Source organism: Streptomyces sp. NPDC043726, from assembly GCF_056436565.1.
Genome location: NZ_JBWKCI010000002.1, coordinates 902,187 through 926,953 on the forward strand (window position 1 = coordinate 902,187; position 24,767 = coordinate 926,953).

The window sequence follows — 24,767 nt, forward strand, 5'->3', positions numbered from 1 at the left end:
CGCGGAGGTGGCCGTCAGCCTGCTGATCGCGGCCGGCGACGCCGAGGTCGACGAGGCGGGCCGGATCACGTGCCGCGCGGGCGCCGCGGTACGCAGAAGGTCCCCTCGCTGACGGCCGCCCTCGTCACGGCGTACGGCCGGTCTCTCCACGCGATGATCGCGCGGTGACCGGTGCCGGGACTGCCCTCCAAGAGTCCAGGCATGTGGATGACCGCCTGGATACCGCTGTGGGCCGTGCGGGCCGCCCTCGCGACGATCTGGCCCGTCAGAACGTCCCGACCCTGGCCCGCCTTCACCCGTCACTGCCGCGCCGCCGTCCCCCGGGCCCTGGCCGACGAGGACAGCCAGTACCGCCACCGTCCGTCAGTGATCAACTCGTCCACCCCACCCGACCGGCGCACACCGCTCAGGACAACAAACTCACGCCCAGCGCGCAGCCCCAGCCGCAGCGGCCGGACGGCACCCCGGAACGACCTCGACGACGCGGCCGACCCGGACACCTATGACGGCAGCCCGGACAGCGGTGACTTCGGCGGAGGCGACCGAACCCACCCGACTTCTCACCGCGCCTGCCGCGCCCAGCTGTTGGAATTGTCCGGAGTGGGGCATCGGGTCCTCGGCGTGCGCGAGGTGCGGTGACCCAGCGGGCTGCCCACCGGATCTCGGCCTTGATCTCGCCGTCGAAGAGTGACCAGTGCTCCGCGTCCAGTCACCAATGTCTGGGCAGGTCGTTACACGATCATGAACAAGATGCATTCCATCGGCAGGACCGCCTGGGCTCTGGGCGGCGCCATCGCGCTCATCGCCACGCTCACCGGCTCCGCAACCGCCGCAGCAGGCCCCGGCGCCACGCTCGCGACCGTGAACATGCACACGCTCACCTGCTACGAAACCGAAGACCAGGACGGCGGAGACGAGGTCTACCTCCAGATCAACGGCCAGACCGTCTGGAGCTCAGCCGACACCCTCGACTGTGATCACAACGCCCCGACGACTCGGCCGGTCAACCGGCTGACCCAGACCAGCGACACGATCGCCCTGTACGACAACGACTGGCCGGACGGGGACGATCACCTCGGCAGCGACACGGTCGAAGGCGACAGGGGAACCCTGACCTTCAACCTGGACGGTGCCCTCTACACGCTGGACTACGGCCCCGCGTAGAAGACTGTGGTCCGGCCGCGAGGGGCAATGGCGTGCGCGCGCCCGCGCCGTTACGGCACATCATGCTGGGGCGTGGGGGAGGGGTTGGTGTGGTTGTGCAGGGGCGGAGGTACCGGTACGTCGGGCCGGCCGGGCTGAAGGCTGCCCTCGGGCCGGCTGACGGCGGGCGGAGAATCGGCTCGGCCGGTGACTTCGATCGCTGGATCGTGGAGCAGTCGGCGGCGGATCTGGCGGAACCGTTCACCTATACGGTCGGTACGGACGGTGTGCTGCGGTTGGCGCCGCGACGGAGTGAGCACGTGGCGTGTGCCGGCGGCGATGTCGTTCTGGGTGCCGGCGAGATCGGCTTCAGGCGTGCGGCAGAAGGGTGGATCGTGAGTGAGGTCAGCAACCAGTCCACCGGGTACTGCCCGGACGTCAGCTCCTGGGTTGAAGTCGCCCGCGCTCTGGACGCGGCAGGACTCCGGCGGCCCGACGGCTTCACCCACGAGGTTGTGTTCCGGCGGTGCCCCCTCTGCCAGGAGCACAACATCGTGCGCGAGGGCGACTTCGTCTGCGTCTTCTGCGGCAGCGATCTGCCCGCGGAGTGGAACGTCGATCCCGCGGCATGACGGCCGCAGGCCCCAGCCACGTGTGGAGGGCAGCCGGCGCCAGTTGGCGGGTGGGACGGCGGTTCTGGCCGGGCCCGGCTGAGCAGTCGGTGGGCCAAGGGCTCACACGACGCCTGCCGGACATGTTCGGCCTGTTCAGGCCATGGGCATCCTGCACGACTACTTCCGGGCACCGAATACTTCTGCCGCGATCGACTGGTCTGTGGGCCCCGACCGTGACGAGGATCAGCACTCCGGGACCGATCTCGACGATCACGGCGTCGATTGGTTCGACGCCAAGGGCATCGATCCGAACCTTGTACTGGGGCAGCTCATAGCATTCGCCGAAGGGATCCCCTTCGGCGCCCGTGCCACCGCACCTGCACTCGTATGGCTCGACGAGAGGCTGCGGCCGCAAGGAGAGATGACGCGCTGGTCGCGCAGCAACCAAGCCGAGGATGACACTTGGTTCCACTGCGAGGCAGCTTCAGCTCGATGGCGGCTTAGTCGCCGGGATGTGACGCCGCAGGTCGCGGCGCACCCTCGCCTGGACGGCGATGACGTAGGCCGTCGCGGGCGTCGGCCAGGCCGAAGACGTGACCGGTCAGTTTCAAGCAGCTCGGGCTCGCACCTCCGTTCACTCCGGCTGTTGCTGACATCAGATAGGGGCCCGGGCAGCAGACGTTACAGCCGGACCGAGAAATGTGTGTCCGCGTCGGCCAACTGGGGCTCAGGAAGCCCTTGTTGTTGAAGAGGCTACTTACGTAGCCTTGGCGGAAAGATCCACTCCACACCACTGATCACTTGGGAGCGCCATGCCCGCGCAGCAGGTCCCTGACATCCTCTCGCCCGAGTTCGCAGCGGACCCCTACGCCGCCTACCGCGCGATGCGCGAGAGCGCTCCGCTCGTCTGGCACGAGGCCATGCAGAGTTACATCGTCTCGCGGTACGAGGATGTGGAGCGCGTCTTCAAGGACAAGGAAGGCGAGTTCACCACCGACAACTACAACTGGCAGCTCGAGCCGGTGCACGGCCGGACGATCCTCCAGCTCAGCGGCCGTGAACACGCGGTGCGGCGGGCGCTGGTAGCGCCGGCGTTCCGGGGGAGTGACCTGCGGGACAAGTTCGTGCCGGTCATCGAGCGCAACTCCCGGGAGCTCATCGACGCCTTCCGGCACACGGGGACGGCCGACCTCGTCACCGACTACGCCACTCGTTTCCCCGTCAACGTGATCGCGGACATGCTCGGTCTGGACAAGGCCGACCACGCGCGCTTCCACGGCTGGTACACGTCGGTCATCGCGTTCCTCGGCAACCTCGCCGGTGACCCGGAGATCGCGGCCGCGGGCGAGCGTACGCGTGCCGAGTTCGCCGAGTACATGTTCCCGATCATCAAGGCGCGCCGGGAGGAACCGGGTGACGACCTGCTGTCCCTGCTGTGCGCGGCCGAGGTGGACGGTGTGCGGATGAGTGACGAGGACATCAAGGCCTTCTGCAGCCTGCTGCTCGCGGCCGGCGGCGAGACCACCGACAAGGCGATAGCGGGCATCTTCGCCAACCTGTTGACGCATCCCGAGCAGCTTCAGGCCGTACGGGAGGATCGCTCGCTGATCGCGGCCGCCTTCGCGGAGACCCTGCGGTACACGCCACCGGTACACATGATCATGCGGCAGTCGGCCTCCGAGGTCGAGCTGAGCGGTGGTTCCGTCCCGCCCGGCGCGACGGTCACCTGCCTCATCGGTTCCGCGAACCGTGACGAGAGCCGCTACCGTGACCCGGACCGCTTCGACATCTTCCGCGACGACCTGAACTCCACGAACGCCTTCTCCGCCGCGGCCGACCACCTGGCCTTCGCGCTCGGCCGGCACTTCTGCGTCGGGGCCCTGCTGGCCAAGGCGGAAGTGGAGATCGGCGTCAACCAGTTGCTCGACGCCATGCCCGACCTGCGGCTGGCCGAGGGATTCGAGCCCGTGGAGAGCGGTGTGTTCACCCGAGGGCCGCAGTCGGTGCCGGTGCGTTTCACGCCCGTAGCGGCCTGACCTCCCCGTGTGAACGGCCGACGGCCGCGGCCGGAGACATCTCCGGCCGCGGCCGCTCCCGTAAGCTCCTCGGTTGAAGCTCTTTCGACCTGCTACACCAGGGCAGGGGTGAACTGGACGGGAAGACTGGTCAGTCCCCGCATCCAGATCGACGGCCGCCAGGTCAGCTCGTTCGGTTCCACCGTCAGGACAAGGTCGGGCAGCCGCTCCAGCAGCGTCTCCACCGCCGTGCGCGCGATGACGTCGGCGAGCAGCGGTGCCGGGTAGGGGCAGCGGTGTTCGCCGTTGCTGAACGACAGGTGCGATGCGTTCTCCGCTCCCACATGCTGATCCGGCCAGATCTGCGGATCGGTGTTGGCCGCCGCCAGACCGAGCACCAGGCAGTCACCGGCGCGGATGTGGCGTCCGCCGAGCTGTGTGTCGCGAGTTGCCCATCGGCCGATGAAGTTCTGGGTGGGAGTGTCGAGCCAGAGGACCTCGTTGAGCGCGTCCCCCACGCTCACCCGGCCACCGGAGACGTTGAGAGCGAAGCGCTCGTCGGCCAGGAGCAGCCTGAGCGTGTTGCCGATCCAGTTGGCCGTCGGCTGCTGCGCGGCGGCGATGATGGAGATCAGGTCCTGCACCACCTCCTCGTCGGACAGGCCGGCGGGATGCGTCAGCATGCGTGAGGTGACGTCGGCGCCGGGACGCTCCCGCTTCTCCTTCACCAGCTGCTGAATGCGCCCGGCCACCCGGCCGTAGGCCGCGACCGGGTCTTCTCCTTCGGCGGCGTCGAGCGAGATCCGCAGGTCCTCGACGAGGTGTTCGGTGTCCGCGCTCTCGGCCGGCATACCGCACATGCCGACCGCGGCTCGCATGGGCAGTGCGTGCGCGTACGCGCTCATCAGCTCGGCCTGGCCGCTGCCGGCGAACGTATCGATCAGTCGATCCGCGAGCTGCTGGCATTCGCGGCCGAGCTCGAACTGGTCGACGCCTTCCAGCGCCTCCGTGATCACTCCCGCCCGACGGCGATGCTCTTCTCCCTCGGTGAAGAGCACGGACGGCTGGTAGCCGACGAACGGAAGCAGCGGCCAGTCCGCGGGTATGGCCTCCCACTGGTTCCACCGGCGCGAGTCGCGGGCGAACAGCCCGTCGTTCGCGGTGACGTAACAGACTTCGGCGTAGCCGACCACCAGCCAGGCGGGCACGTCCCCGTCGAGCAGTACGGGCGCCACCGACCCGTGCTCACGGCGCACTTGGCGGTACAGGTCAGCGGGAGCCTGCTGATACTCCAGGCCGGACAGCCGCACCGCGCTCGCGTGGGCGGGGCAGCCCGCGGCGGTCACTGCGGACTCGTTCACGACGTCGCCTCCTGGGCCAGGGCCATGGTGTAGATGTGGTCGACGAGGGTGACCAGAACGTCCCTGGCAGAGGACCTGACCCGGGCGTCGCAGTCGATGAGGGGAATGTGGTCGGGCAACGCCAGCGCCTGGCGGATCTCGACCAGGGAGTGGCGCAGGGGGTCGTCGTCGAAGCGATTCACGGCCACGACGAACGGCGTGTTGTGGTGCTCGAGCCGGTCGATGGCGTACCAGGAGTCGTTCATCCGGCGCGTGTCCACCAGCACCACCGCTCCCAGCGTTCCGGAGAACAGCCGGTCCCACAGGAACCAGAAGCGCTCCTGGCCCGGAGCGCCGAACAGGTAGAGCACCGTGCGTTCGCTCAGACTGATACGCCCGAAGTCGAAGGCCACCGTGGTGGTGTTCTTGCCCGACACTCCTGTGGTGACGTCGACCTCGGCTCCGGCCTGGGTCATCACCTCCTCGGTGTTGAGCGGTCGGATCTCGCTGACCGAGCGCACGAGGGTCGTCTTGCCCACGCCGAATCCGCCCACCACGACGATCTTGAGACCGGTCTCGGCGGCGGCGGTCAACGGCACGCGGTGGGACGTGAGTTCAGAGACTGCGGAGCCCATGCAGCACCTCCTTGAGGAGCGCGGTGTCGGGGAGTGAAGCCGTGCGCCGTCCCGCGCCGGGGCTACGCAGGGTGATCTTGCCCATGGCCAGGAGGTCGCTGAGAAGGATGCGTACGACGGTGATCGGCATGCTGATTTCCGCGGCGATCTCGACGACAGCGGTGGGCAGTCGGCACAGCTCGAGGATGGTCCTGTGTTCCGACTGCATCCCCGCCGTGGGTTCGCTCTCGCTGACCACGAGCGTGACGATGTCGAACGTGTCGTCCGCGCGGCTGCGTCCGCCCGTGACCGTGTAGAGCCGGTCGGGGTCGCCGGTGTCCACGGGCTTGCGCGTCACGACGGCATACTCCCCGCCGCTCCGCCGCGGGGCTCGGCGCGCAGATGCTCACTGAGCTGTTCGACGAGCTCCGTCATCCGATGGCCCACTACGCCCGGGTCGGCGTCCTCCTGGGCCACGACTGCCAGATGCGCGCCGTCACCGGCTTCCACGATGCACAGAAGACCCCCGTGGAACTCCGTCATCGAATGCCGGACGCCGCCCGAGCCGTCACCGAACTCCACGGAGGTGCCCTGGGCGAGGGCCTGTATACCGGAGCAGATGGCCGCGAGCTGATCCGCTTGGTCGAGCGTCAGATTGCTGGTCCAGCACAGCTTCAGGCCGTCCCGGGACAGGACAAGCGCATGCCGGGTACCGGGGGTGTCGGCCAGGAGCTTCTGCAAGAGCCAGGTCAGGCTGTTGTCGGTGGTGGTGTTCATGGCGAGTGATGGCCGGCGGCCGAACAGCGCGCGCCGGCCGTTCCTCCTATCGCTTGTCTGAGAGAAAGAGGCCGTGGCTCCAGGGGCCGTTACGCGGGCGGCTGATCGGCGGACGCGGGATCGGCCGTCGCGTCGTTCGCGGCGGACTGCCGTCCGCGATGGAAGGCGCCGAAGCGCTGTCCCGCGTCCCGGCGGGGCGCCCGGTCCGGTGCGGGGGTAGCGTCGTCGTCCTGCTGGGCGGCCCCGCTGGACGTCCTGCGTCGCTCGCGGTCGTGTTCGGCCGCGGCCATGGTGTGTCCGGGGGCTCGGACGGGCAGCCCGTTGAGGGTCGTGGCCGTGCTGGGCCTCGCCTGCTGCTCGGTGCCGTGGAGGGCGTGCGTACCAGGGGCAGGCGTGGAGGCGGGCGGCGTCGCGGGAGTCGCGGCCTGCGCGCTGTCGCGCGGCGCGGCAGCGGGCACCGGTGTCAGGTCTCGTGTCTGCGTGGTGACCGGCTGCGGAACCGGCTCGCGCTGCTGTGCGAGCAGTTGCGGCGGCAGCAGTACGACGGCGCCGGTGCCCCCGCGCGATGACGGACGGAAGCTGACGGAGATCTGGTACTTTGCGGCGATCCGCCCGACGACGGCCAGTCCCAGCCGCGTTCCCTGCAGGGATGCCAGGTCGGTCGTCTGACCGGACACAGCCTGCTCGGCGCGGCGCATGGCCGCGTCGGCCATCTTGAGTCCGCTGTCCTCGATCGTGACGACGATGCCCGCGGTGCGTTCCTCCACGTACACGTGGACTTCGTCGATGGGCGGCGAGAAGTTGGCCGCGTTGTCCATCAGTTCGGCGAGCAGGTGCATGACGCCCTCCGCCGCGTAGCCGGACACCGCGACGCGCGTGGAGCAGTGCATGCGGACGCGCTGGTAGGCCGCGATCCGGCCGACGGCGCCGCGCAGGATGCTCTCCATCACGATGGGCTTGTTCCATGCCCGGCTGGAGCGGCCTCCCATGAGCAGGGCGAGCCGGTCGGTCAGCAGGCCGAGCTGGGAGGTGGCGTGGTCCAGGCGCAGCAGGTCCCCGAGGACTTCCTCGCCATGGCGATCCTGCATGTCACGGAGATCGGCGAGCATGCCGACTGCCTTGGCCTGCACCCGGCTGAGGGCCTTCGCCGAGGCGGCCTGTGCCGCCGCCGCCCGTCGCTCGCTGCGCGCGATCTCCCGCACGAACCCTTCCGCGGGCTCCCTGAGCAGCGGAAGCCGCGGCAGCTCCAGTTCCGCGAGCACCGTCTCGGCCGTACTGCCTTCCTGAAGAGCCTTCACCGCCCGCGGCAGGGTCTCCTGGGTCAGCCGCTGCAACTCGGCGACATATTCCTGCACTTGAAGATGCGTCTGCTCCTGCGCGGACTGCGCCTCTGCGGCTCGTCGTATCGCGGATTCCAGTTCCGTGGCGCACGCCTGGAGTATCTGGCGCAGGTGCGGGTCGGCGGGGGGCACGGAGACGGCCAGCGCATCCGTGGCGCTGACGCCCTCCCGGACCTTCTGCGCGACGGCCGGCAGCAGGAAGGCGGCGACCTGGGCGGTCTCGCCCTGTCGCTGATTCAACTGGGCGCGCAGCGAGGCCGATTCGTCTCTGCTCTCCCGGAGTCTGCGATCGGCGCGACGAGTGGCACGTGACCCGATCAGCACGGCGGCGGTCACACACAGCCAGGAACCGCCCGCCACCGCCGCCGTCCATCCGCCGGCGGCTGATGGTGCGACGGCCGCGCTGGAGCCGGCCGCCACGGCGGTCGCCGCAATCAGCGCCGGTGACGTGAACTTGGGGAGTGAACCCTCCTTGGTTCGGTCCTGAGATGGGGGAGCAGGCACAGACATTCCGCGATCCCTCGAGTCCGTTAGAGCAGGAGAAGGCCGACCGGCACGCGTCGACTACATGTCGGGATGCCGCCGCCCAGGGGAGCGGCGGCCATCCGGACCGAGCACGTCGTTCATGTTAGCCATCTTCTGCAGCTTATCGATCACGGAAGTGGTCTGTTCTGTCGCAGGAAGGCAGACAAGTGGGATATACGGTCAGGGAGTTGTGCTGTCGGCTCGCCAGTCCGGCGATGCGCAGACCGCGGGGTTACTGAGGGGCAGCGGCAGCCGCATCGTCGACAGCGCGGTGATGGCCGGCGTTCGCTGATACGGCGGCATCGTGGGTGCTCGGAAGGCAGTCCGGGGGCCGGGGCTTTCTCCCTTCTGCCAGCAGCCCGGCCGCCGAACGCCACCGCGCCGCGATCACCGAGTTCACCGACCGCTACGCCGGGACCCACCTCGGACGCCGTGAACTGCACACCCTGTTCCGCAGCACAGGCCACTCGTGCTCGAAGTACCGGGCGCAGTCCGAGGAAGCGACTCACGAGGCACTTGTTACGCAAAAAATTGCGACTCTCTGACTGCCATTTGCAGTCTTGCTGTACGGTGCGTGTATGAACAACAGACTGGCCGAGGTGGCTCATTTCGCAGGTGTCAGCGAGGCGACGGCGCGCCGTGCCCTCAACGGCAGTTCTCTGGTGGCGCCGGCGACGCAGGAGCGTGTCCTCAGGGCGCTCGACGTGCTGGGGCTGCCCCGGCCCAGGGCGGCTGAAGGCGGGCGAAAGCCGCTGATCGGCGTGGTCGTCCCCACCCTCCAGAATCCTGTCTTCCCGGCATTCGCGGAAGCGATCACCAGCCGTCTCAACAAGCGCGGCCTGGTGCCGGTGCTGTGCACCCGCACATCGGACGGGGTGTCAGAGGCCAACTACATCGAGATGCTGCTGGCGCAGGGCATCGGCGGGATCGTCTTCATCGGTTCCAGCTACGCCGACGCCGGGGCGGAGCAGGGTGCGGCACTGAAAGAGCGCGGGGTGCCGCTCGTGCTGATCAATCCGGCTGACGAGAACGCGGACGCGGTGCAGGTCAGTGCTGATGACGCCGACGCGGTCGGCCAGGCGCTCGTCCATCTGACGGCGATGGGCCATGAGCGGATCGGGCTGCTGGTCGGGCCGGCGGGACACGTGCCCTCCGAGCGCAAACTGGCGGCCTTCGCCGCGTTCTGGAAGGCCCGCGAGGTGCCCTCGCGGCAGTGGATGCCGCTGGTGGGGCACGCTCTGTTCTCCATGGAGGCCGGGGCCGTCACGGCCGGCGGACTCCTGCGCAAAGGAGCCACGGCCATCGTTTGCGGAAGTGATGAACTGGCCCTCGGGGCGGTGCGGGGCGCCCGCAGGCAGGGACTGGACATACCGGGTGATGTCTCGGTGGTGGGGTTCGACGACTCCCTGCTCATGGGGGCGGTGGACCCGCCGCTGACCACCTGTCGCCAGCCGGTGGACCGCATGGTCGACGCCGCGATGGAGGCGTTGATGGCGCAGATCCAGGGGCAGGCGGTGGAGCCCGGGGTGACCCTGTTTCAGACACAGCTGATCGTCCGTCATTCGACGGGAAGGCCAGGTCGCCAGACTATGCCGTAGAAATTTTGCAGCGTGTCATTGACTTTTTACATGCCTGACTTCTACCTTCGGCCTGTCAGCTGCACCCCCGGTAGCCGGGATCGAGAAGCGTGCGGCGCATCCCAGGAAGGCCGATCTGTCATGGCAGGTATGCAGAGCCGTCGTACGCTCATAGCCGCAGGCATCGCCTGTGCTCTCGTCGGAGGGCTGGCCGGCTGCGGCAGCTCCCCGTCCACGTCCGAGGACGGCGTCGTCACCATCACGGTCAACGGCATGCCGCCCAAGACGCAGCCGGTGGACCGGAAGTACTTCGAAGAGGACATCAAGGCCTTCGAGAAGGAACACCCGAAGATCAAGATCGATGCCCGCGAAGGGCAGATGGACCCCAAGACCTTCTCCGCCAAGCTCGCCGGCGGGCAGCTCGAGGACGTCTACTACGTCTACTTCACCGACCCCGCGGGACTCATCGCACGCCGCCAAGGCGCGGAGATCACCCAGTACGTCAAGGACATGCCGTACTTCGGCGACATCAAGAAGGACTACCTCGACGTCTTCACCAGCCCCGACGGCGGCCTGTACGGCCTGCCCAACGGGCAGTACTCCCTGGGCCTGATCTACAACCGCGACCTGTTCAAGAAGGCCGGCCTGGACCCCGACAAGCCGCCGACCACCTGGGAGGAGGTCCGCGCGGCCGCGAAGAAGATCACCGCGCTGGGCGACGGCACGGTCGGCTACGCCGACTACAGCAAGAACAACCAGGGCGGCTGGCACTTCGCCGCGTGGGTGTACTCCCTGGGCGGCGACATCGCCCGCGAGGAGAACGGCACATGGAAGGCGGCGTTCAACGACGCCTCCGGCCGCAAGGCGCTGCAGATGCTCCACGAAATGCGCTGGACCGACAACTCCATGGGCACGCGCCAGCTCCTGCAGATCGAGGACGTCCAGAAGATGATGGGCGCCGGCAAGCTCGGTATGTACATGGCCGGCCCGGACAACATCCCCACCATCGTCAAGCAGTTCGAGCGCGAGTACGACGAGTACGGCGTCGCGGCCATGCCGGGCACGGCGACCCTCGGCGGCGGCAACGGCTTCATGTTCAACCCCAAGGCCTCCCCGGAAGAGATCAAGGCCGGCATCGAGTGGGTCCAGTGGAAGTATCTCAACCCCGAGCGCACCGAGTTCGAGGACAAGCGCGCCTCCGACAACGACGTTCCCATCGGTCTCCCGCTCGACCGGCTGTTCACCGGTGAGGCCCAGGCCAAGCAGGATGTCGCGCACGACAAGTACGCCAACGTCCCCCAGGAGAACTACAAGCCCTTCATCGAGGGCAATGCCGCACTCGAGCAGAAGGTCGAGCCGCCCAACGCCCAGCAGATCTACGCCGTCCTGGACGGCGTGATGCAGGCGGTCCTCACCGACAAGGACGCGGACCTCGACAAGCTGCTCGCTGACGCGGCCAAGAAGGTCGACGGCATCCTCGCGACGGTCAAGTGACATGACGGCACCGACCCTCACCCGGGCTCCGAAGAAGACCTCGCGGCAGCCGCGGAACGACACCGTGACACATCCGCAGAGGCGTCGGCGCCGCATCCGCGAGAACCTGACCGCCTACGCCTTCCTCGGCGCCGGGCTGATCTGCTTCATCCTCTTCTCTTGGTACCCGATCGTGCGAGGCCTGCTCCTCGGGTTCCAGGAGGTCACCTTCGCCCAGCCCGCCACCTGGGTGGGCTGGCAGAACTACCAACGCCTCTTCGACGACCCGCTGTTCGCCACCGCGTGGCAGAACACCGGCTACTTCACCCTCCTCGCGCTGATCTTCGGCTTCGCCGCACCGTTCGCCACCGCGGTCGTCCTCAACGAGTTCCGGCACGCCCGCTCTTACCTGCGGATGACCGTCTACCTTCCGGTGATGCTGCCGCCGATCGTCACGATGCTGCTGTGGCGCTGGTTCTACGATCCGGGCCCGGGCCTGTTCAACAACGTCCTGGAGGTCTTCCACCTGCCGGCCCAGCAGTGGCTGGAATCGGAGAACCTCGCCATGGTCTCCCTGGTCCTGGTCTCCACGTGGGCCAACATGGGCACCACGACGCTGATTTACCTCGCCGCGCTCGGCTCCATACCCGGCGAGCTGTACGAGGCGGCCGAACTCGACGGAGCGTCCATCCGCCAGAGGCTGTGGCACGTGACCATCCCGCAGATGCGGTTCATCCTGATGATCACCCTGCTGCTGCAGGTCATCGGCACCATGCAGGTCTTCATCGAACCGTTCGTCCTGACCGGCGGCGGACCCAACGACGCCACGGTCACCGTCCTGCTGCTGCTCTACCGCTACGCCTTCGTCTACAACGACTTCGGCATGGCCAGCGCCATGAGCACCGTGCTGTTCATCGTCCTGGGCCTGTTCGCCGCGGTCTACCTGCGCCTGACGCGCAGCAAGGGCTGAGAGGAAACACCATGTCCGCCCCTGCAGAGCGCACCCTGATCGCGCCCGCCGAGATGAACCGCCGCACCGGCCGCTACCTGTACCGCTTCGTGCTCACCCTGACCGTGGTCGGCTTTACCCTCGCGTTCGTCTTCCCGCTCTACTGGATGGCCAGTGGAGCACTGAAATCGTCCGCCGAGCTGGCCGACCCCAACCCCACCTTGTGGCCGCAGAGTTGGCACCCGGAGTCCTACACCCAGGCATGGACCAACGTCGGCCTGGCCCACTACTTCCTCAACACCCTGCTGCTGGCCGCCGGCGCCTGGCTCACCCAGCTCATCGTCGACGTCGCCGCCGCCTACGCCCTCTCCAGACTCCGCCCCGTCCTGGGCAACGTCGTCCTGGGCATGATGCTGGCCACGCTCATGCTGCCGGTCTCCGCCCTTCTGGTCCCGACCTACCTCACGGTCACTGACGTCCCTCTCCTGCACATCAACCTGATCAACACCCCCTGGGCGATCTGGCTGCCGGCTTGCGCGAACGCCTTCAACATCTTCATCCTCAAGCGGTTCTTCGACCAGATCCCCGGCGAACTGCTGGAATCCGCCCGCCTGGACGGCGCCGGCCCCCTGCGGGTGCTGTGGTCGGTCGTCCTCCCGCTCTCCCGCCCGGTCCTGGCCGTCGTGTCGATCTTCGCGGTCGTCGGCGTCTGGAAAGACTTCCTCTGGCCGATGCTGGTCCTGCCCGACCCCGCACGCCAGCCCATCACCGTGGCCCTCAACCGCCTGGCCGAATTCATGCCCGCCAACCAGCTCCTCGCGGGCATGGTCATGGCCTCCATCCCGCTGCTGGTCATCTTCCTGATCTTCCAGCGGCACATCATCGCCGGTCTGACCGCGGGCAGCCTCAAGGGCTGACAGGTCCTTCCTGCCCTGGCCCTGTGCCAGTACAGGTCCTTCCTGTCCTGCCCCAGCGCCAGCGCAGGTCCTTCTTGTCCTGCCCCTGTGCCGGCAAGCACCTCCCACCGGCTGCCCCGCATCCTCGCCGAACTGGTTCACCGCACCGGGCACCGCCGACGCCGCCCCAGGTTTCCGCCTGCCCTGCGGCACTTTCCACCGGCCCTTCCGGCCGGTACCCCCAAGGGCCGAGCCGCCCCTGCACCGGAAGGACACACCGCTGTGTCGATCCACCGCACCACACCGCGCCCCAGGAACTCCGCCGCCATAGCCGCCCTCCTCCTGGCCCTCACCGGCGCCGCCTCCTACACCCTCGCCGCGCCCGCCCCCGCCCACGCTGCCACTGCCACCTTCCAGGCCGAGACCGCCGTACTCACCGGTGGCGCCAGAGTCGAAAGCGAGCACGCCGGCTACACCGGCACCGGCTACGTCGGCGGCTACACCGACGCCAACAAGAACAACGCCGCCACCTCCTACACCGTGCAGTCCACGAACGCCGGTTCAGGCTCAGTGAAGATCCGCTACGCCAACGGCACCGGCTCGGCCAAGACCCTGACCCTGACCGCGGGCGGCAGCTCCCAGCAGGTCACGCTGCCGGCCACCAGCGGCTGGGCGAGCTGGTCCACCGTGGACGTGCCGGTCGCCTTCACCCAGGGCGCCAACACCCTCACGCTGAAGTTCACCAGCAACGACAGCGGCAACGTCAACATCGACAGCCTCACCGCAACCACCCCCGACGCCCCCACCGACCCCGCCCTGCGCGAGGCCGAAACCGCCACCCTCGCCGGCGGCGCAGTCCCCGAGAACGAGCACGCCGGCTACACCGGCACCGGCTACGTCGGCGGTCTCACCGACGCCAACAAGGGCCGCGCCTCCCTCACCACCAGCGTTTCTTCCGCCCACGCCGGCGCTGGGACCGTCGCCGTCCGCTACGCCAACGGCACCGGCTCGGCCAAGACCCTGACCCTGACCGCGGGCGGCAGCTCCCAGCAGGTCACGCTGCCGGCCACCAGCGGCTGGGCGAGCTGGTCCACCGTGGACGTGCCGGTCGCCTTCACCCAGGGCGCCAACACCCTCACCCTGGCCTTCACCGCCGCCGACAGCGGCAACGTCAACATCGACAACCTCAAGGCCACCACCCCCACCAGCCCCACCGACCCGGGCACCCCGGACCCGAGCGGTGTCGGCGCCACGCTGCCCTTCACCACCTACGAGGCCGAAGCAGGCACCCTCAAGGCCTCAACCATCGGCCCCGACCGCACCTACCTCACCGTCGCCTCCGAGGCATCCGGCCGCAAGGCCGTCAAACTGACCCAGACCGGCGACTACGTCGAGGTCAAACTCACCAAGCCCGCCAACGCCATCAACCTGCGCTACTCCCTGCCCGACAGCAGCGACGGCAAGGGCATCGACGCCACCCTCAGCGCCTACGCCGACGGCAACGCCCTGCCCGACCTCCAGCTCACCTCCCGCCATGCCTGGGTCTACGGCGCCTACCCGTACACCAACAACCCCGGCGAGGGACAGGGCCACCGCTTCTTCGACGAGACCCGCGCCCGCTTCGGCCAGACCCTGCCCGCCGGCACCGTCCTGCGCCTGCAGAAGGACGCCACCGACACCGCCGCCTCCTACACACTGGACCTGATCGAAGCCGAGGAGACCGGCGCGGCCGCCACCCTGCCCAGCGGCTACCTCTCCGCACCGACCCTCGGTGTCACACCGGGCGGCCAGGACGTCACCGCCGCCCTCAACCAGGCACTCGCGACCGCCAGGAACCAGGGCAAGGGCCTGTTCCTCCCGGCCGGCACCTACAAGATCTCCGACCACATCAACCTCACCGGCGTGAAGCTGCGTGGAGCAGGCGTGTGGCACACCGTCCTGCGCGGCACCGGCCTCAAGGGCGGTCTGTTCGGCCAGGGCGGCACCAGCACGATCGAAGACCTCATGATCGACGGCGAGAACACCGTCCGTGACGACGCCGGCGGACACGCCGCCATCGAGGGCGACTTCGGCACCGGATCGGTCATCAAAAACGTGTGGATCCAGCACACCAAGGTCGGCCTGTGGATCTCCGGCCCGACCAGCGGCCTCAGGGCCAGCGACCTGCGCATCCGCAACACCTACGCCGACGGCGTGAACCTGCACGGCGCGGTGAAGGACACCGTCATCTCCAACAGCAGCATCCGCGGCACCGGCGACGACGCCCTGGCCATGTGGTCGGACGGAGCAGCCGTCACCAACAGCGCCTTCCGCAACAACACCGTCCAGCTGCCCACCCTCGCCAACGGTGCCGCCGTCTACGGCGGCGCCGGCAACAGCGTGGAGAACAACCTCATCTCCGACACCGTGGTCGCCGCCGCCGGCATCACCGTCTCCACCCGCTTCGGCGAGCCCTTCAGCGGCAGCACCACCGTCTCCGGCAACCTCCTGCGCCGCACCGGCAGCATGGAAGGGAACTGGAACGCCAAGCTCGGCGCCATCTGGGTCTACGCCGACGTCCACAACATCACCCAGCCGGTCGTCCTCACGAACAACACCGTCGAGGACTCCACCTACAGCGGGCTCCTGCTCTCCTGGCAGAAGCAGATCTCCGACCTGCGCGTGGACGGCCTGACCATCAACAAGACCGGCCACCACGGCATCGAGGGCAACGCCAGCGGCAGCGGCTCCTTCTCCAGCACCAAGGTCACCCAGACCGCCGACACCCCCCTGAACATGACCGGCGGCTTCACCATCCAGCGCGGCAGCAACAACTCCGGCTGGTAACCCCTTCACCGACCGCGGGCCCGGCTTGCCTCCCTGACCGGCCCGGCCCGCGGTCCACCCCCTGCGACCCGCGGGCCCGGCCCCAGTCCCCGCCGGCCGGGCCCGCGCACTACGTCCGCACCACTTCACGAAGGCAGGTCCCATGACTCCGCGCACCACCGACTGGTGGCGTCACGCAGCCATCTACCAGGTCTATCCGCGCAGCTTCGCCGACGGCAACGGCGACGGCATCGGCGACCTGGCGGGTGTGCGCTCCAGACTGGACTACCTCCAGCAACTGGGCATCGAGGCCATCTGGTTCTCCCCCTGGTACCTGACCCCGATGGCGGACGCCGGCTACGACGTCACCGACTTCCGCCAGATCGACCCCCGCTTCGGCACCCTCGCCGAAGCCGAAAAGCTCATCACCGAAGCCCACGAACGCGACATCCGCATCATCGTCGACGTCGTCCCCAACCACGTGTCCAACGAACACGCTTGGTTCAATGCCGCCCTCAACGCCGCCCCCGGTTCACCCGAACGCGACCTGTTCTGGTTCCGCGAAGGCCGCGGCGACCACGGAGAACTGCCCCCCAACCAATGGCAGTCCATCTTCGGCGGCCCGGCCTGGACCCGCGTGCCCGACGGCCAGTGGTACCTGCACCTGTTCGCCCCCGAACAGCCCGACCTCAACTGGCGCAACCCCCTGGTACGCGCCGAGTACGAGGACATCCTCCGCTTCTGGTTCGACCGCGGAGTCGACGGCATCCGCGTCGATTCGGCCGCCATGTGCAGCAAGGACCCCGACCTGCCCGACTACGACCACACCGTGTTCCCCGACCCCCACCCCTACGTCGACCTCGACGACAACCACGACATCTACCGCGGCTGGCGCGCCGTCGCCAACTCCTACCCCGCGCCCCGAGCCCTGATCGGAGAGGTCTGGCTCGCCGACCCCGCCCGGTTCGCCCAGTATCTGCGCGCCGACGAACTCCACTCCGCCTTCAACTTCGACTTCCTCGGCTGCAGTTGGGACGCCACCGCCCTGCGCACCGTCGTCGATCAGACCCTCGCCGCCCACGCCGGGGTCGGCGCCCCCAGCACCTGGGTGCTGTCCAACCACGACGTCACTCGCCACGTCACCCGCTACGGCCGTCCCGACACCAGCACGGCCGCCGGCATCCGCCAGTACAACCCTGTCGTCGACGAAGACCTCGGCCGCAAGCGCGCCCGCGCCGCAGCCCTGCTCACCATGGCCCTGCCCGGCGCCGTCTACATCTACCAGGGCGAAGAGCTCGGCCTGCCGGAAGTCGAGGACATCCCCGCAGACCGCCGCGACGACCCCATCTACCACCGCACAGGCGGTGAGGACCCCGGCCGTGACGGCTGCCGCGTCCCACTGCCGTGGAGCGGCACGAGCGAGCCCTACGGCTTCAGCCCCGCCGGCGCCGCGCCCCCCTGGCTTCCCCAGCCCGCCACCTGGGCCCAACTCACCGCGGCCACCCAGGACACCGCCCCCCACTCCATGCTCAACCTCTACCGCCAGGCCCTCGCCCTGCGCGGAGCCGAACCCGCCCTGGGCGACGGCCCCATGCAGTGGCTCGACTCCGCACCCGGCGTCCTCGCCTTCACCCGCGGCGAGAACTTCACCTGCATAGTCAACCTCTCCGACACGCCCCTCCACCTGCCCGACCACACCCAGGTACTCATCTCGTCCCAGCCCCTGAGCCAGGCGGTACTACCGACCGACACCAGCGTCTGGCTCCGCACCCCCTGACCCGCGCACCGGCCGGTGGGTGGCGTCTCACCCCATGCCGCCACCCGCCTGCCAGCTGGCCGTCCCGGACGGCCACCGTGCTCGACAAGCACAGCCCCGTCAGGCTGCTGTCCGTGAGACCGCCGGCATCCTCGACACCATGGTCCAGCGCCACCCTTCAAGCAACTGTGGCTCAACCCCCACCACCAGAGCTATCGCCTTCATCTTGGCGGCCAACCACTATCTGCGTCTGCTTGGGTACGGCCGCGCTCGGGAAGCGTCCGCCGCGCAGGAAGTCCTCATCGTTGACTATGACGTTGTGGAGGGCCCCGACATTTTGGCTACAGGTGGTCCCAAAAGCGAGGGTCCGTTCGGCGTCTCAGCGGTTCGGCTTGGGTGCCGGGTCGATCCGGATCGTCGCGGCCCGGGCTTCCGGGATCGCGATCAGCGCATCGGACACCGCCCCGTACTTGCCGCGGAAGGCGGCCTCGAGTCCGACGGGCAGTTCCAGGCCGCGGGTGGTGAGAACGACCTCGCGGGTCACGCCGCCCACCCGGATCCGGCCGTGACCGTGTTCGCGTGCCGCCTGGTACCAACGGGAACGGGTGCCGCGGTAGGCGCGGACGTACAGCTCGTTGCCGACCACCGCCATACCGGTCTCCACGCCGTCCCGCTCTCCGTCACCGGCGATCAGGACGAGGGAGTACGCCTCGGCGAATGCGGTGAGATCTTCAAGTGTCCATGCGTTCATTGGCTCATGTCCTCTACGTGTTCGGCGCCCCCTATTTCTGAGTTCCAGGAGGCGAGGATGCGCAGTGCGTCATGGGAAGGGCTGCCGGGCTCGGCGGTCAGGACCATCAGACGTTGGCCGGATCCGTCGGGACTGGCCCAGCTGTCGCAGTCGAGCGTGAGGTCGCCGACCAGCGGGTGGCGGTAGCGCTTGGTGCCGTATCCGGCTGCACTGACGCGGTGTTCGGCCCACCAGGTGCGGAAGTCGGCGTCCTTCACGGACAGTTCACCGACGAGGCGGGCGAGTTCTGGGTCGAAGGGGGTCGGCCGCGGCCTCCATCCGCAGGGCGGCGACCGCGTCCGGGGCGTCGAGTTCCCAGTCCTTGTGCATGGCTCGCGATCTCGATGCCGGCGCTGTAGAAACTCACGCGGTTCCTGGCCATGGGAAAACCTTGTCCGAGAGGGGGATGGTGTTTTCGGCTCCTGCCGGTGTGCCGGGCACACATTCACTCTGGCCCCTGCTCAGGGTTCGCGGGAGAGACACGTTTCTGCCCGGGAAAGAACCTTCCCCCCAAGACCACGACCCGCCCCACGGCCAATCTCCACCGCGCGCCCTACACCCACCGGTGCGAGGAGCGGGGTTGAAGTTCGGTAGACCGAGCGGAGGGCGAGCGCAAGAACACCACGTCCGCCGGAGCGCTGGCGAACGGGAATGTGGTGGGTCGGTCCAGGCCATCGTCCGGCTGGGTATGAGACCTGAGGTTGGTGTGCCTCCTCCGGCGGATCTACGCACAACTACCGCTGGAGTCGGATGAGTTCAGGTTTTCCGGTCCCTACTGTTCGGTTTCATGAACATCATCCGTGGGGTCACCGTTTGCACACTGCTGGGTCTGTCGCTGCCTCTCGTGTTGCACGGTCAAGGCGTCGCTGTGGCCGCCTCCGAGCACTCGTCTGCGTTCTCCGTCTCGGAAACGGCGCAGTCGCGGGTCGAACTGCCCCGTCCTGCGGGCCGGTACGCGGTCGGGAGACAGACACTGCACCTGTCCGATCCTCGGCGGCGCGACCCGTGGGTGCCCTCGGCCCGAAGGGAGCTGATGGTGTCGGTGCACTATCCAGCCCGTGCCGGAGGGAGCGGTTCAGCGCCCTACATGACGGAGGGGGAGGCCCGGCTGCTGCTGGAGGCGCGCAACCTGGCGGGTGTCGTGCCGGCCGCGACCGTCAGCGGTGTGCGTACGCACGCAGGCATTGACGCCCGTCCGGCGTACGGCCGTTTCCCGCTGGTGCTGTTGTCACCAGGGTTCTCGATGCCCCGCAGCACGCTGACTGCTCTGGCTGGCGACTTGGCGAGCCGCGGCTACGTCGTCGCCGCCGTGGACCATGCCTATGAGTCCGTCGGCACGGCCTTCCCGGGCGGACGTATGCTCACCTGCCTTGCGTGCGAGCGGGTGGCCACGGACGAGGAGCGAGCGCAGGTGGTCGTGAATCGAGCGCACGATCTCTCTTTCGTGATCGACTGGTTGACAACGCCTCGCGCACCGTCCAGGACGGTCCAGGGAGGGATGAGCCTGCCGTACTCGCTCCTGACCGACCCTCAACGGATCGGGGTGGCAGGGCACTCCATCGGCGGGGCGGCCGCCGCTGAGGTGATGCTGAGGGACAGGCGTGTGCGGGCCGGCGTGAATCTGGACGGCAACTTCATCGTCCCCTTCGCCGGGGCGGGTCTGGACAGACGCCCGTTCATGATGATGGGCGCCTCCGCCACCCACAGCCCCGGAAGCCCTGAGAGCGACTGGCAGGACACCTGGACCCGCCTGGATGGCTGGAAGCGCTGGCTGACGGTCAACGGGGCCGAGCACTTCACTTTCACGGACCTGCCGGTCCTGGCCGAGCGACTTGGCCTGACCGATCCCGCAGCGTTGCTCTCCGGCGAACGCTCATGGCAGCTCACACGCGACTACACGGCCGCCTTCTTCGACATGCATCTGCGCGGGATGGCACGCCCCTTGCTCGACGGTCCCGCAGACGACCGACCCGAGGTCGCGTTTCCTCGAATGTGACAGCAGTTGTTCAGGCGTTCTCGTCGAAAAAGACCAGGGCGCCGGCCCCTGGCCGTTAGAGTCGCCGCCCGGCGTGCCTGTCTCGTTTCGGCAGCCCGGCGGCGCTGACGAAACGTCGCCCGCCGGCCGTCAGCCCGGAGCGATGCGGCTGAGGTGCTCCCACGACCGGTACAGGTCCGCTTGGGCTTGGTCCATCTCCAGAACATGATCAAAGGACTGGCTGCCGACAATCAGCCGTCGGGGCGGGTTGGGCAGTGCCGCCAGCTTCATGATGACCGGGGCAGCGGTGTGCGGCTCCGGGGCGACGGCATCGCCCCACATCGCCTCCATCTCGGCCCGCAAGGGCTGATACGGCGCCAGGGGTTCGGTGTTCGTGGTGCCGGCGGTGAACAGGCCGGTGTTGTAGCCGCCCATCTGCACGATGGTGACCTGGATGCCGAACTCTTCCACCTCCATCGCCAGCGCCTCACTCACCGAGTCCAGTGCGGCCTTGCCCGCACCGTAGTAGCCGACGGTGGCCATGCCGCCGCCGCTACCCATCGAGGTGACCTGGAGGATTCGTCCGCCGCCTTGGGCGCGCAGGTGAGGAAGGACCGCCTGAGCGACCCACACGGCGCCGAAGAAGTTCACATCCATATGCGCCCGGATCTGTTGCTCGGTGGCTTCCTCCACCATGCCGTAGAGCATGGCGCCGGCGTTGTTGACGACGACGTCCAGCCTCCCGAATGCCCCTGCCGCCCGCTCCACCCCCTCGAACACCGCCCGGCGGTCGGCTACGTCCAAGGGAAGCGCGACCAGATGGTCGGGGTGCGTCTCGGTCAGTCCAGCCAAGGGGCCGACGTTGCGGGCGACAGCCACCACGCGGTCGCCGCCCGCCAAGGCGGCCTCGGTGAAAGCTCGTCCCAGGCCGCGGGACGCACCAGTGATGAGCCATACTCTCGCCTCGGCCATGCTGCGTCACTCTCCGTAAAGAAAACGAGCCGTCTCGGTTCGTTCAGACCGTAGGCTACATCGCTGGGTAAATCAATACGGTCCGTCTCGTTTCCCTTAGTGGATAAGCTGGACACATGTCCGCTGAGACGGGGCCGGACCACTCCCGGCGCAAGGAACGGTCCAGACAGGCGATCCTCGCGGCCGCCCGCGCCTTGGTCGTAGAAGAGGCGTACGAGAAGGTCACGATCGAAGCCATCGCCGCCCGCGCCGGTGTCGGCAAGCAGACGATCTACCGGCGGTGGCCGTCGAAGAGCGCGGTCGTCTTCGCCGCCCTGCTGGCCCTGAGCGAGGGCGCGGAGGGGCAGTCGGTCGCGCTGCCGGACACAGGGGACCTCGAAGCCGATCTCAAGCTCGTCATGCGCGCCACGGTCAAGGAGTTCGCCGACCCTGCCTTCGACAGGCTGATCCGCGCTCTTAACACCGAGATCTCCCATGACGCCGCGCTGGCAACCGAGTACCACGAGAAGCTGGCCCGCCCACTGGACGAAGCAAAGAAGGCCCGCCTGCGCAGCGCCCAGGAGGCCGGCCAGCTCGCTCCTGACGCCGACCTCGACCTCGCTCTCGAAATGCTCTACGCCCCACTTTTCCAGCGGTGGCTGCACCGCAGCCGACCGCTGACCACCTCGTACGCGGACTCCCTCGTCGACGCGACCCTCAAAGCCTTCGGTCCCTGAATCAGGGCGAGGGCATAAGCCGCCTGTGGCGAGATCGGCGACCACGGCCGCAGACCTCGAGTGCGACCTCCTCCTGACGGGGCTGTGGTAGGTGGCAGCGTCGCTGACACCACCCTTCCAGTCCCCTCGGCAGCCGGCGGGACTGCTCCGCCGAGCCGTAACTCTGCCCTCGCGCGGTCGGCCCGAGCGTCACCCCCTGGTCTGGTGGTCCAGGTAGCCGAAGCGAAATCGAGGTCGTGTTGGGCGATGAGTTCTGCGCGGCCCCATGGTCTGACTCCTCGAACGCCCGTCACTACCGCCCGGAAGGTGCTCGTCACATGAGCAAGGTGGTCTTGCACGTCACCATGTCACTCGATGGCTTTACGGCAGGTCCGGACGTCAGCGTCGAACACCCTATGGGCCGGGGTGGTCTGCGCCTGCACGAATGGATTTTGAACACACCGGCCAGCGACGTCGATGCGACCGTGGCACAGGAGATATCGGCCTCGACAGGCGCCGTTGTGCTGGGCAGAAGAACCTTCGACGTGGGTGTCGAGGTCTGGCAGGACACCCCCTTCCCGGTGCCGTGCTTCGTGCTCACGCACCATGCTCAAAGCCAGCGCATCATGAAGAGCGGGACCTTCACCTTCGTCACCAGCAGCCTGAGAAGCGCGCTTCAGCAGGCGGAGGCAGTGGCGGACGGGAAGGATGTCGCACTGATGGGTGCGGACATCGCTCAGCAGGCACTCTGTGCGGGACTCCTCGATGAGATCAACCTTCAGCTCGCACCGGTGCTGTTGGGCGACGGACGCCGGCTGTTCGAGAACGTGGGACCCGAACACCTTGAGCTGGAACGGACCAGAATCCTCGCCTCGCCGCTCGTCACGCATGTCCGTTTCCGGGTCCCTCGTGCCCCCAACACCCCGGACGGGGCAGCCCTCGACTGATCGGCACTCCAACCTGCCGCCGGTCCCGCTAGAGAATCTTGCAGTCCAGGCGGTTGTTGGGCTCCTTCGCCTGTGCACTTGAGGAACGTGATCCTGCAGACAGACGCACCGTGGTCGCCGACCGTGCCGCAGACCGCGGGCCCCGCTGCGCGGGAGATCCTCCCCTTGCGCATTTGGGCGAACCAGCCCCTGTGGGGCATCGGGGACTCCTCTGTGGTCCTGGACCGTGGCCCGCAGCTGGTCGCCTCCTGTGAGCGCCTGCTGGGCGACGACTGCGGAACCACCGTGCGTGCCCGCGACGGGCTGCCCCTCGCCCACGGCGACCCGGGCCGACTCCCGCCTCTTCCCGGCATCCTGAGCACCACGCCGCCGGTCACTGCGAGGAGAGAGCCGCGTCCGGACGTTGACGAGTACTCATCCTGCCCGCCCCGGCGCAGCCGGGGCGGCACGGGACGAGGTCCTCCGATGTGATCCAGATGACCTGGCCGGGGCTGCGCCCAGCGGGCACGTGTTGGGGCGTCCTCCTGTCGCCCGCGGTGCACGGCCTCCACACTGGCCTTGATCCCCTTGGCGCCATAACCGTGTTGGCTGAAGTGCCAGTTGTCGCAGCGGGCTGGATCGGTGGGGATCAGAGTGGGCCGATCACGCGGATGAGCTGGTCCAGGTCCCGGGAGCGCCGGGTGCGGTCTCGACCGCCCAGACTCAACGTCACATGGCTTAACGTTGATGAGTTCCTTGGGAACGGTCGGCGATGTCGAGGGCGTGTTCTTTGAGGAAAGCGCCCGCATATGCTGCTGCTTCTTCCGCGGTCGCGTAGAGCGTCCCAGTGGTGACCGCGGCGGATGCTCCGTCAGCGCCCACGCCTGTCCAGGTCCAGGCGCCGGAAGGTGCCTGCACCAGTTCGGCAGTCCCTCCGAAGAGCGCGAGCGTGCTCTGGCCCGATGTCGCGGGCGCTGAGCGGCTGACGGCGTCGGGCCATTTCTTACGGGCACCCTGCCGCGTGATGCCCCAGGCGGCCCCCAGCTGTTCGTAGCTGGCGCCGTAGGAGCCGGCGGTTGCTGCCGCGTGCGCGGTCAACCGCCTGACCTCGGCATCCATCACCTTCCAAGCGGCCAGGACTGACAGGGTCACTTCGACGGGAGCCGCTTGCCAGATACGGTCCACGGGCAGCCCGGTCTGTCGGGAGCGAATCGCAGAGGCCAGCGGATTCAGGGCGTCGTACAGCGCCTTGTCGAGTTCGGCCTGTTCTTCCGGGGTGATCTCAAAGACCGTCATGCGACAACTATAGTTCCCGGATCAGTAGATCGGAACTAAAGTTTACGCATCGTCTCGCTTGGTTCGGCCCGTATCAGCGAGAGGGGCCCTCAGTGCTGAGTCATGCATCGTTGGCTACGGGGGCGGCTTGGCGAAGCCGTTCGCCGACAGCGTGCTCGTTCCGTCAACTGATGCAGCGCTCGCCGGGCTCTGTACGGCCATGGCGGTCGCGCCATGCAGGGCGGCGACCTCCGTGCTTCGGCGGCTACGGCGATGGTTCGCGGCACCCTGGCCACCTGCGGCAGCAAGG

Annotated in this window: 21 protein-coding genes and 1 pseudogene; 13 read left to right on the forward strand and 9 right to left on the reverse strand. The window is 68.2% G+C overall.

Annotated elements, in window-relative coordinates; translation table 11 throughout:
• Positions 1 to 201: 201 nt before the first annotated feature.
• From AC068Z_RS08710 to AC068Z_RS08725, 4 genes are all read left to right on the forward strand, one after another.
• Positions 202 to 639, forward strand: a complete 438-nt coding sequence (locus AC068Z_RS08710; RefSeq protein ID WP_478553645.1) for a hypothetical protein — start codon at positions 202 to 204, stop codon at positions 637 to 639.
• Positions 640 to 741: 102 nt separating this feature from the next.
• The gene (locus AC068Z_RS08715; RefSeq protein WP_478553647.1) at positions 742 to 1,164 is read left to right on the forward strand and encodes a hypothetical protein; all 423 of its coding nucleotides are present in this window, start codon (positions 742 to 744) and stop codon (positions 1,162 to 1,164) included.
• 62 nt (positions 1,165 to 1,226) lie between these two features.
• Positions 1,227 to 1,775 (forward strand): hypothetical protein, encoded by a 549-nt coding sequence (locus tag AC068Z_RS08720; RefSeq protein ID WP_478553782.1) that lies wholly within the window; start codon positions 1,227 to 1,229, stop codon positions 1,773 to 1,775.
• A gap of 794 nt (positions 1,776 to 2,569) precedes the next feature.
• Complete coding sequence (locus tag AC068Z_RS08725; protein ID WP_478553649.1) at positions 2,570 to 3,793, forward strand: cytochrome P450; 1,224 nt, start codon at positions 2,570 to 2,572, stop codon at positions 3,791 to 3,793.
• 92 nt (positions 3,794 to 3,885) lie between these two features.
• Here the strand turns inward: AC068Z_RS08725 and AC068Z_RS08730 are convergent, their stop codons facing one another.
• The 5 genes from AC068Z_RS08730 to AC068Z_RS08750 form a co-directional block, all read right to left on the reverse strand.
• Positions 3,886 to 5,133 (reverse strand): cytochrome P450, encoded by a 1,248-nt coding sequence (locus tag AC068Z_RS08730; RefSeq protein ID WP_478553651.1) that lies wholly within the window; start codon positions 5,131 to 5,133, stop codon positions 3,886 to 3,888.
• Positions 5,130 to 5,747, reverse strand: a complete 618-nt coding sequence (locus AC068Z_RS08735) for a GTP-binding protein (protein ID WP_478553653.1) — start codon at positions 5,745 to 5,747, stop codon at positions 5,130 to 5,132. Before AC068Z_RS08735 ends, AC068Z_RS08730 begins: the two co-directional genes overlap by 4 nt.
• The gene (locus AC068Z_RS08740) at positions 5,728 to 6,084 is read right to left on the reverse strand and encodes a DUF742 domain-containing protein (RefSeq protein ID WP_478553655.1); all 357 of its coding nucleotides are present in this window, start codon (positions 6,082 to 6,084) and stop codon (positions 5,728 to 5,730) included. The genes AC068Z_RS08735 and AC068Z_RS08740 overlap by 20 nt, the downstream gene beginning before the upstream one ends.
• On the reverse strand, positions 6,081 to 6,503 hold the full coding sequence (locus AC068Z_RS08745) for a roadblock/LC7 domain-containing protein (RefSeq protein WP_478553657.1): 423 nt from the start codon (positions 6,501 to 6,503) through the stop codon (positions 6,081 to 6,083). Before AC068Z_RS08745 ends, AC068Z_RS08740 begins: the two co-directional genes overlap by 4 nt.
• Positions 6,504 to 6,592: 89 nt before the next feature.
• Positions 6,593 to 8,353 carry a sensor histidine kinase gene (locus AC068Z_RS08750; protein ID WP_478553659.1) on the reverse strand — a complete coding sequence of 587 codons (1,761 nt, stop codon included), beginning with the start codon at positions 8,351 to 8,353 and terminating at the stop codon, positions 6,593 to 6,595.
• A 593-nt stretch (positions 8,354 to 8,946) separates the two neighbouring features.
• On the opposite strand from AC068Z_RS08750, the gene AC068Z_RS08755 reads away from it, so the two are divergent.
• The 6 genes from AC068Z_RS08755 (at position 8,947) to AC068Z_RS08780 (ending at position 17,845) form a co-directional block, all read left to right on the forward strand.
• Positions 8,947 to 9,966 (forward strand): LacI family DNA-binding transcriptional regulator, encoded by a 1,020-nt coding sequence (locus AC068Z_RS08755; RefSeq protein WP_478553661.1) that lies wholly within the window; start codon positions 8,947 to 8,949, stop codon positions 9,964 to 9,966.
• 120 nt (positions 9,967 to 10,086) lie between these two features.
• Positions 10,087 to 11,439 (forward strand): extracellular solute-binding protein, encoded by a 1,353-nt coding sequence (locus tag AC068Z_RS08760; protein WP_478553662.1) that lies wholly within the window; start codon positions 10,087 to 10,089, stop codon positions 11,437 to 11,439.
• A gap of 1 nt (position 11,440) precedes the next feature.
• Positions 11,441 to 12,388, forward strand: a complete 948-nt coding sequence (locus AC068Z_RS08765; protein ID WP_478553664.1) for a carbohydrate ABC transporter permease — start codon at positions 11,441 to 11,443, stop codon at positions 12,386 to 12,388.
• An 11-nt stretch (positions 12,389 to 12,399) separates the two neighbouring features.
• Positions 12,400 to 13,284 (forward strand): carbohydrate ABC transporter permease, encoded by an 885-nt coding sequence (locus AC068Z_RS08770; protein ID WP_478553666.1) that lies wholly within the window; start codon positions 12,400 to 12,402, stop codon positions 13,282 to 13,284.
• Positions 13,285 to 13,545: 261 nt separating this feature from the next.
• Positions 13,546 to 16,089, forward strand: coding sequence for a carbohydrate-binding protein (locus AC068Z_RS08775; RefSeq protein ID WP_478553668.1), 2,544 nt, complete (start codon positions 13,546 to 13,548; stop codon positions 16,087 to 16,089).
• A gap of 142 nt (positions 16,090 to 16,231) precedes the next feature.
• Complete coding sequence (locus tag AC068Z_RS08780; RefSeq protein WP_478553670.1) at positions 16,232 to 17,845, forward strand: glycoside hydrolase family 13 protein; 1,614 nt, start codon at positions 16,232 to 16,234, stop codon at positions 17,843 to 17,845.
• 358 nt (positions 17,846 to 18,203) lie between these two features.
• Here AC068Z_RS08780 and AC068Z_RS08785 read toward each other — a convergent pair whose 3' ends face one another.
• Positions 18,204 to 18,575 (reverse strand): DUF2255 family protein, encoded by a 372-nt coding sequence (locus tag AC068Z_RS08785; RefSeq protein ID WP_478553672.1) that lies wholly within the window; start codon positions 18,573 to 18,575, stop codon positions 18,204 to 18,206.
• Positions 18,572 to 18,950: pseudogene (locus tag AC068Z_RS08790) on the reverse strand (MmyB family transcriptional regulator); the annotation flags it as partial. The pseudogene AC068Z_RS08790 and the gene AC068Z_RS08785, both read right to left, overlap by 4 nt.
• 451 nt (positions 18,951 to 19,401) lie before the next feature.
• Between AC068Z_RS08790 and AC068Z_RS08795 the strand changes: the two are divergent.
• A complete protein-coding gene (locus AC068Z_RS08795) occupies positions 19,402 to 20,610 on the forward strand; it encodes an alpha/beta hydrolase family protein (protein ID WP_478553675.1) in 1,209 nt (402 codons plus the stop codon).
• 129 nt (positions 20,611 to 20,739) lie between these two features.
• Here the strand turns inward: AC068Z_RS08795 and AC068Z_RS08800 are convergent, their stop codons facing one another.
• Positions 20,740 to 21,561 (reverse strand): SDR family NAD(P)-dependent oxidoreductase, encoded by an 822-nt coding sequence (locus AC068Z_RS08800; protein ID WP_478553677.1) that lies wholly within the window; start codon positions 21,559 to 21,561, stop codon positions 20,740 to 20,742.
• A 116-nt stretch (positions 21,562 to 21,677) separates the two neighbouring features.
• Here AC068Z_RS08800 and AC068Z_RS08805 point away from each other — a divergent pair, with 116 nt between their 5' ends.
• Positions 21,678 to 22,277 carry a TetR/AcrR family transcriptional regulator gene (locus tag AC068Z_RS08805; RefSeq protein WP_478553679.1) on the forward strand — a complete coding sequence of 200 codons (600 nt, stop codon included), beginning with the start codon at positions 21,678 to 21,680 and terminating at the stop codon, positions 22,275 to 22,277.
• Positions 22,278 to 22,594: 317 nt separating this feature from the next.
• Entirely contained in the window at positions 22,595 to 23,203 is a 609-nt protein-coding gene (locus AC068Z_RS08810; protein ID WP_478553681.1) for a dihydrofolate reductase family protein, read from the forward strand.
• A 717-nt stretch (positions 23,204 to 23,920) separates the two neighbouring features.
• On the opposite strand, the gene AC068Z_RS08815 is transcribed toward AC068Z_RS08810, so the two are convergent.
• Positions 23,921 to 24,478, reverse strand: a complete 558-nt coding sequence (locus AC068Z_RS08815) for a hypothetical protein (RefSeq protein ID WP_478553683.1) — start codon at positions 24,476 to 24,478, stop codon at positions 23,921 to 23,923.
• Positions 24,479 to 24,767 lie beyond the last annotated feature (289 nt).

Excerpts from the sequence above, each read along its gene's own strand:
- AC068Z_RS08770 (WP_478553666.1), top strand. The coding sequence starts at position 12,400 with ATGTCCGCCCCTGCAGAGCGCACCCTGATCGCGCCCGCCGAGATGAAC.
- AC068Z_RS08795 (WP_478553675.1), top strand. The coding sequence starts at position 19,402 with ATGAACATCATCCGTGGGGTCACCGTTTGCACACTGCTGGGTCTGTCG.
- AC068Z_RS08815 (WP_478553683.1), bottom strand. The coding sequence starts at position 24,478 with ATGACGGTCTTTGAGATCACCCCGGAAGAACAGGCCGAACTCGACAAG.
- AC068Z_RS08710 (WP_478553645.1), top strand. The coding sequence starts at position 202 with ATGTGGATGACCGCCTGGATACCGCTGTGGGCCGTGCGGGCCGCCCTC.
- AC068Z_RS08760 (WP_478553662.1), top strand. The coding sequence starts at position 10,087 with ATGGCAGGTATGCAGAGCCGTCGTACGCTCATAGCCGCAGGCATCGCC.
- AC068Z_RS08810 (WP_478553681.1), top strand. The coding sequence starts at position 22,595 with ATGAGCAAGGTGGTCTTGCACGTCACCATGTCACTCGATGGCTTTACG.
- AC068Z_RS08765 (WP_478553664.1), top strand. The coding sequence starts at position 11,441 with ATGACGGCACCGACCCTCACCCGGGCTCCGAAGAAGACCTCGCGGCAG.
- AC068Z_RS08735 (WP_478553653.1), bottom strand. The coding sequence starts at position 5,747 with ATGGGCTCCGCAGTCTCTGAACTCACGTCCCACCGCGTGCCGTTGACC.
- AC068Z_RS08725 (WP_478553649.1), top strand. The coding sequence starts at position 2,570 with ATGCCCGCGCAGCAGGTCCCTGACATCCTCTCGCCCGAGTTCGCAGCG.
- AC068Z_RS08755 (WP_478553661.1), top strand. The coding sequence starts at position 8,947 with ATGAACAACAGACTGGCCGAGGTGGCTCATTTCGCAGGTGTCAGCGAG.
- AC068Z_RS08750 (WP_478553659.1), bottom strand. The coding sequence starts at position 8,353 with ATGTCTGTGCCTGCTCCCCCATCTCAGGACCGAACCAAGGAGGGTTCA.
- AC068Z_RS08745 (WP_478553657.1), bottom strand. The coding sequence starts at position 6,503 with ATGAACACCACCACCGACAACAGCCTGACCTGGCTCTTGCAGAAGCTC.
- AC068Z_RS08800 (WP_478553677.1), bottom strand. The coding sequence starts at position 21,561 with ATGGCCGAGGCGAGAGTATGGCTCATCACTGGTGCGTCCCGCGGCCTG.
- AC068Z_RS08805 (WP_478553679.1), top strand. The coding sequence starts at position 21,678 with ATGTCCGCTGAGACGGGGCCGGACCACTCCCGGCGCAAGGAACGGTCC.
- AC068Z_RS08785 (WP_478553672.1), bottom strand. The coding sequence starts at position 18,575 with ATGAACGCATGGACACTTGAAGATCTCACCGCATTCGCCGAGGCGTAC.
- AC068Z_RS08715 (WP_478553647.1), top strand. The coding sequence starts at position 742 with ATGAACAAGATGCATTCCATCGGCAGGACCGCCTGGGCTCTGGGCGGC.
- AC068Z_RS08780 (WP_478553670.1), top strand. The coding sequence starts at position 16,232 with ATGACTCCGCGCACCACCGACTGGTGGCGTCACGCAGCCATCTACCAG.
- AC068Z_RS08720 (WP_478553782.1), top strand. The coding sequence starts at position 1,227 with ATGCTGGGGCGTGGGGGAGGGGTTGGTGTGGTTGTGCAGGGGCGGAGG.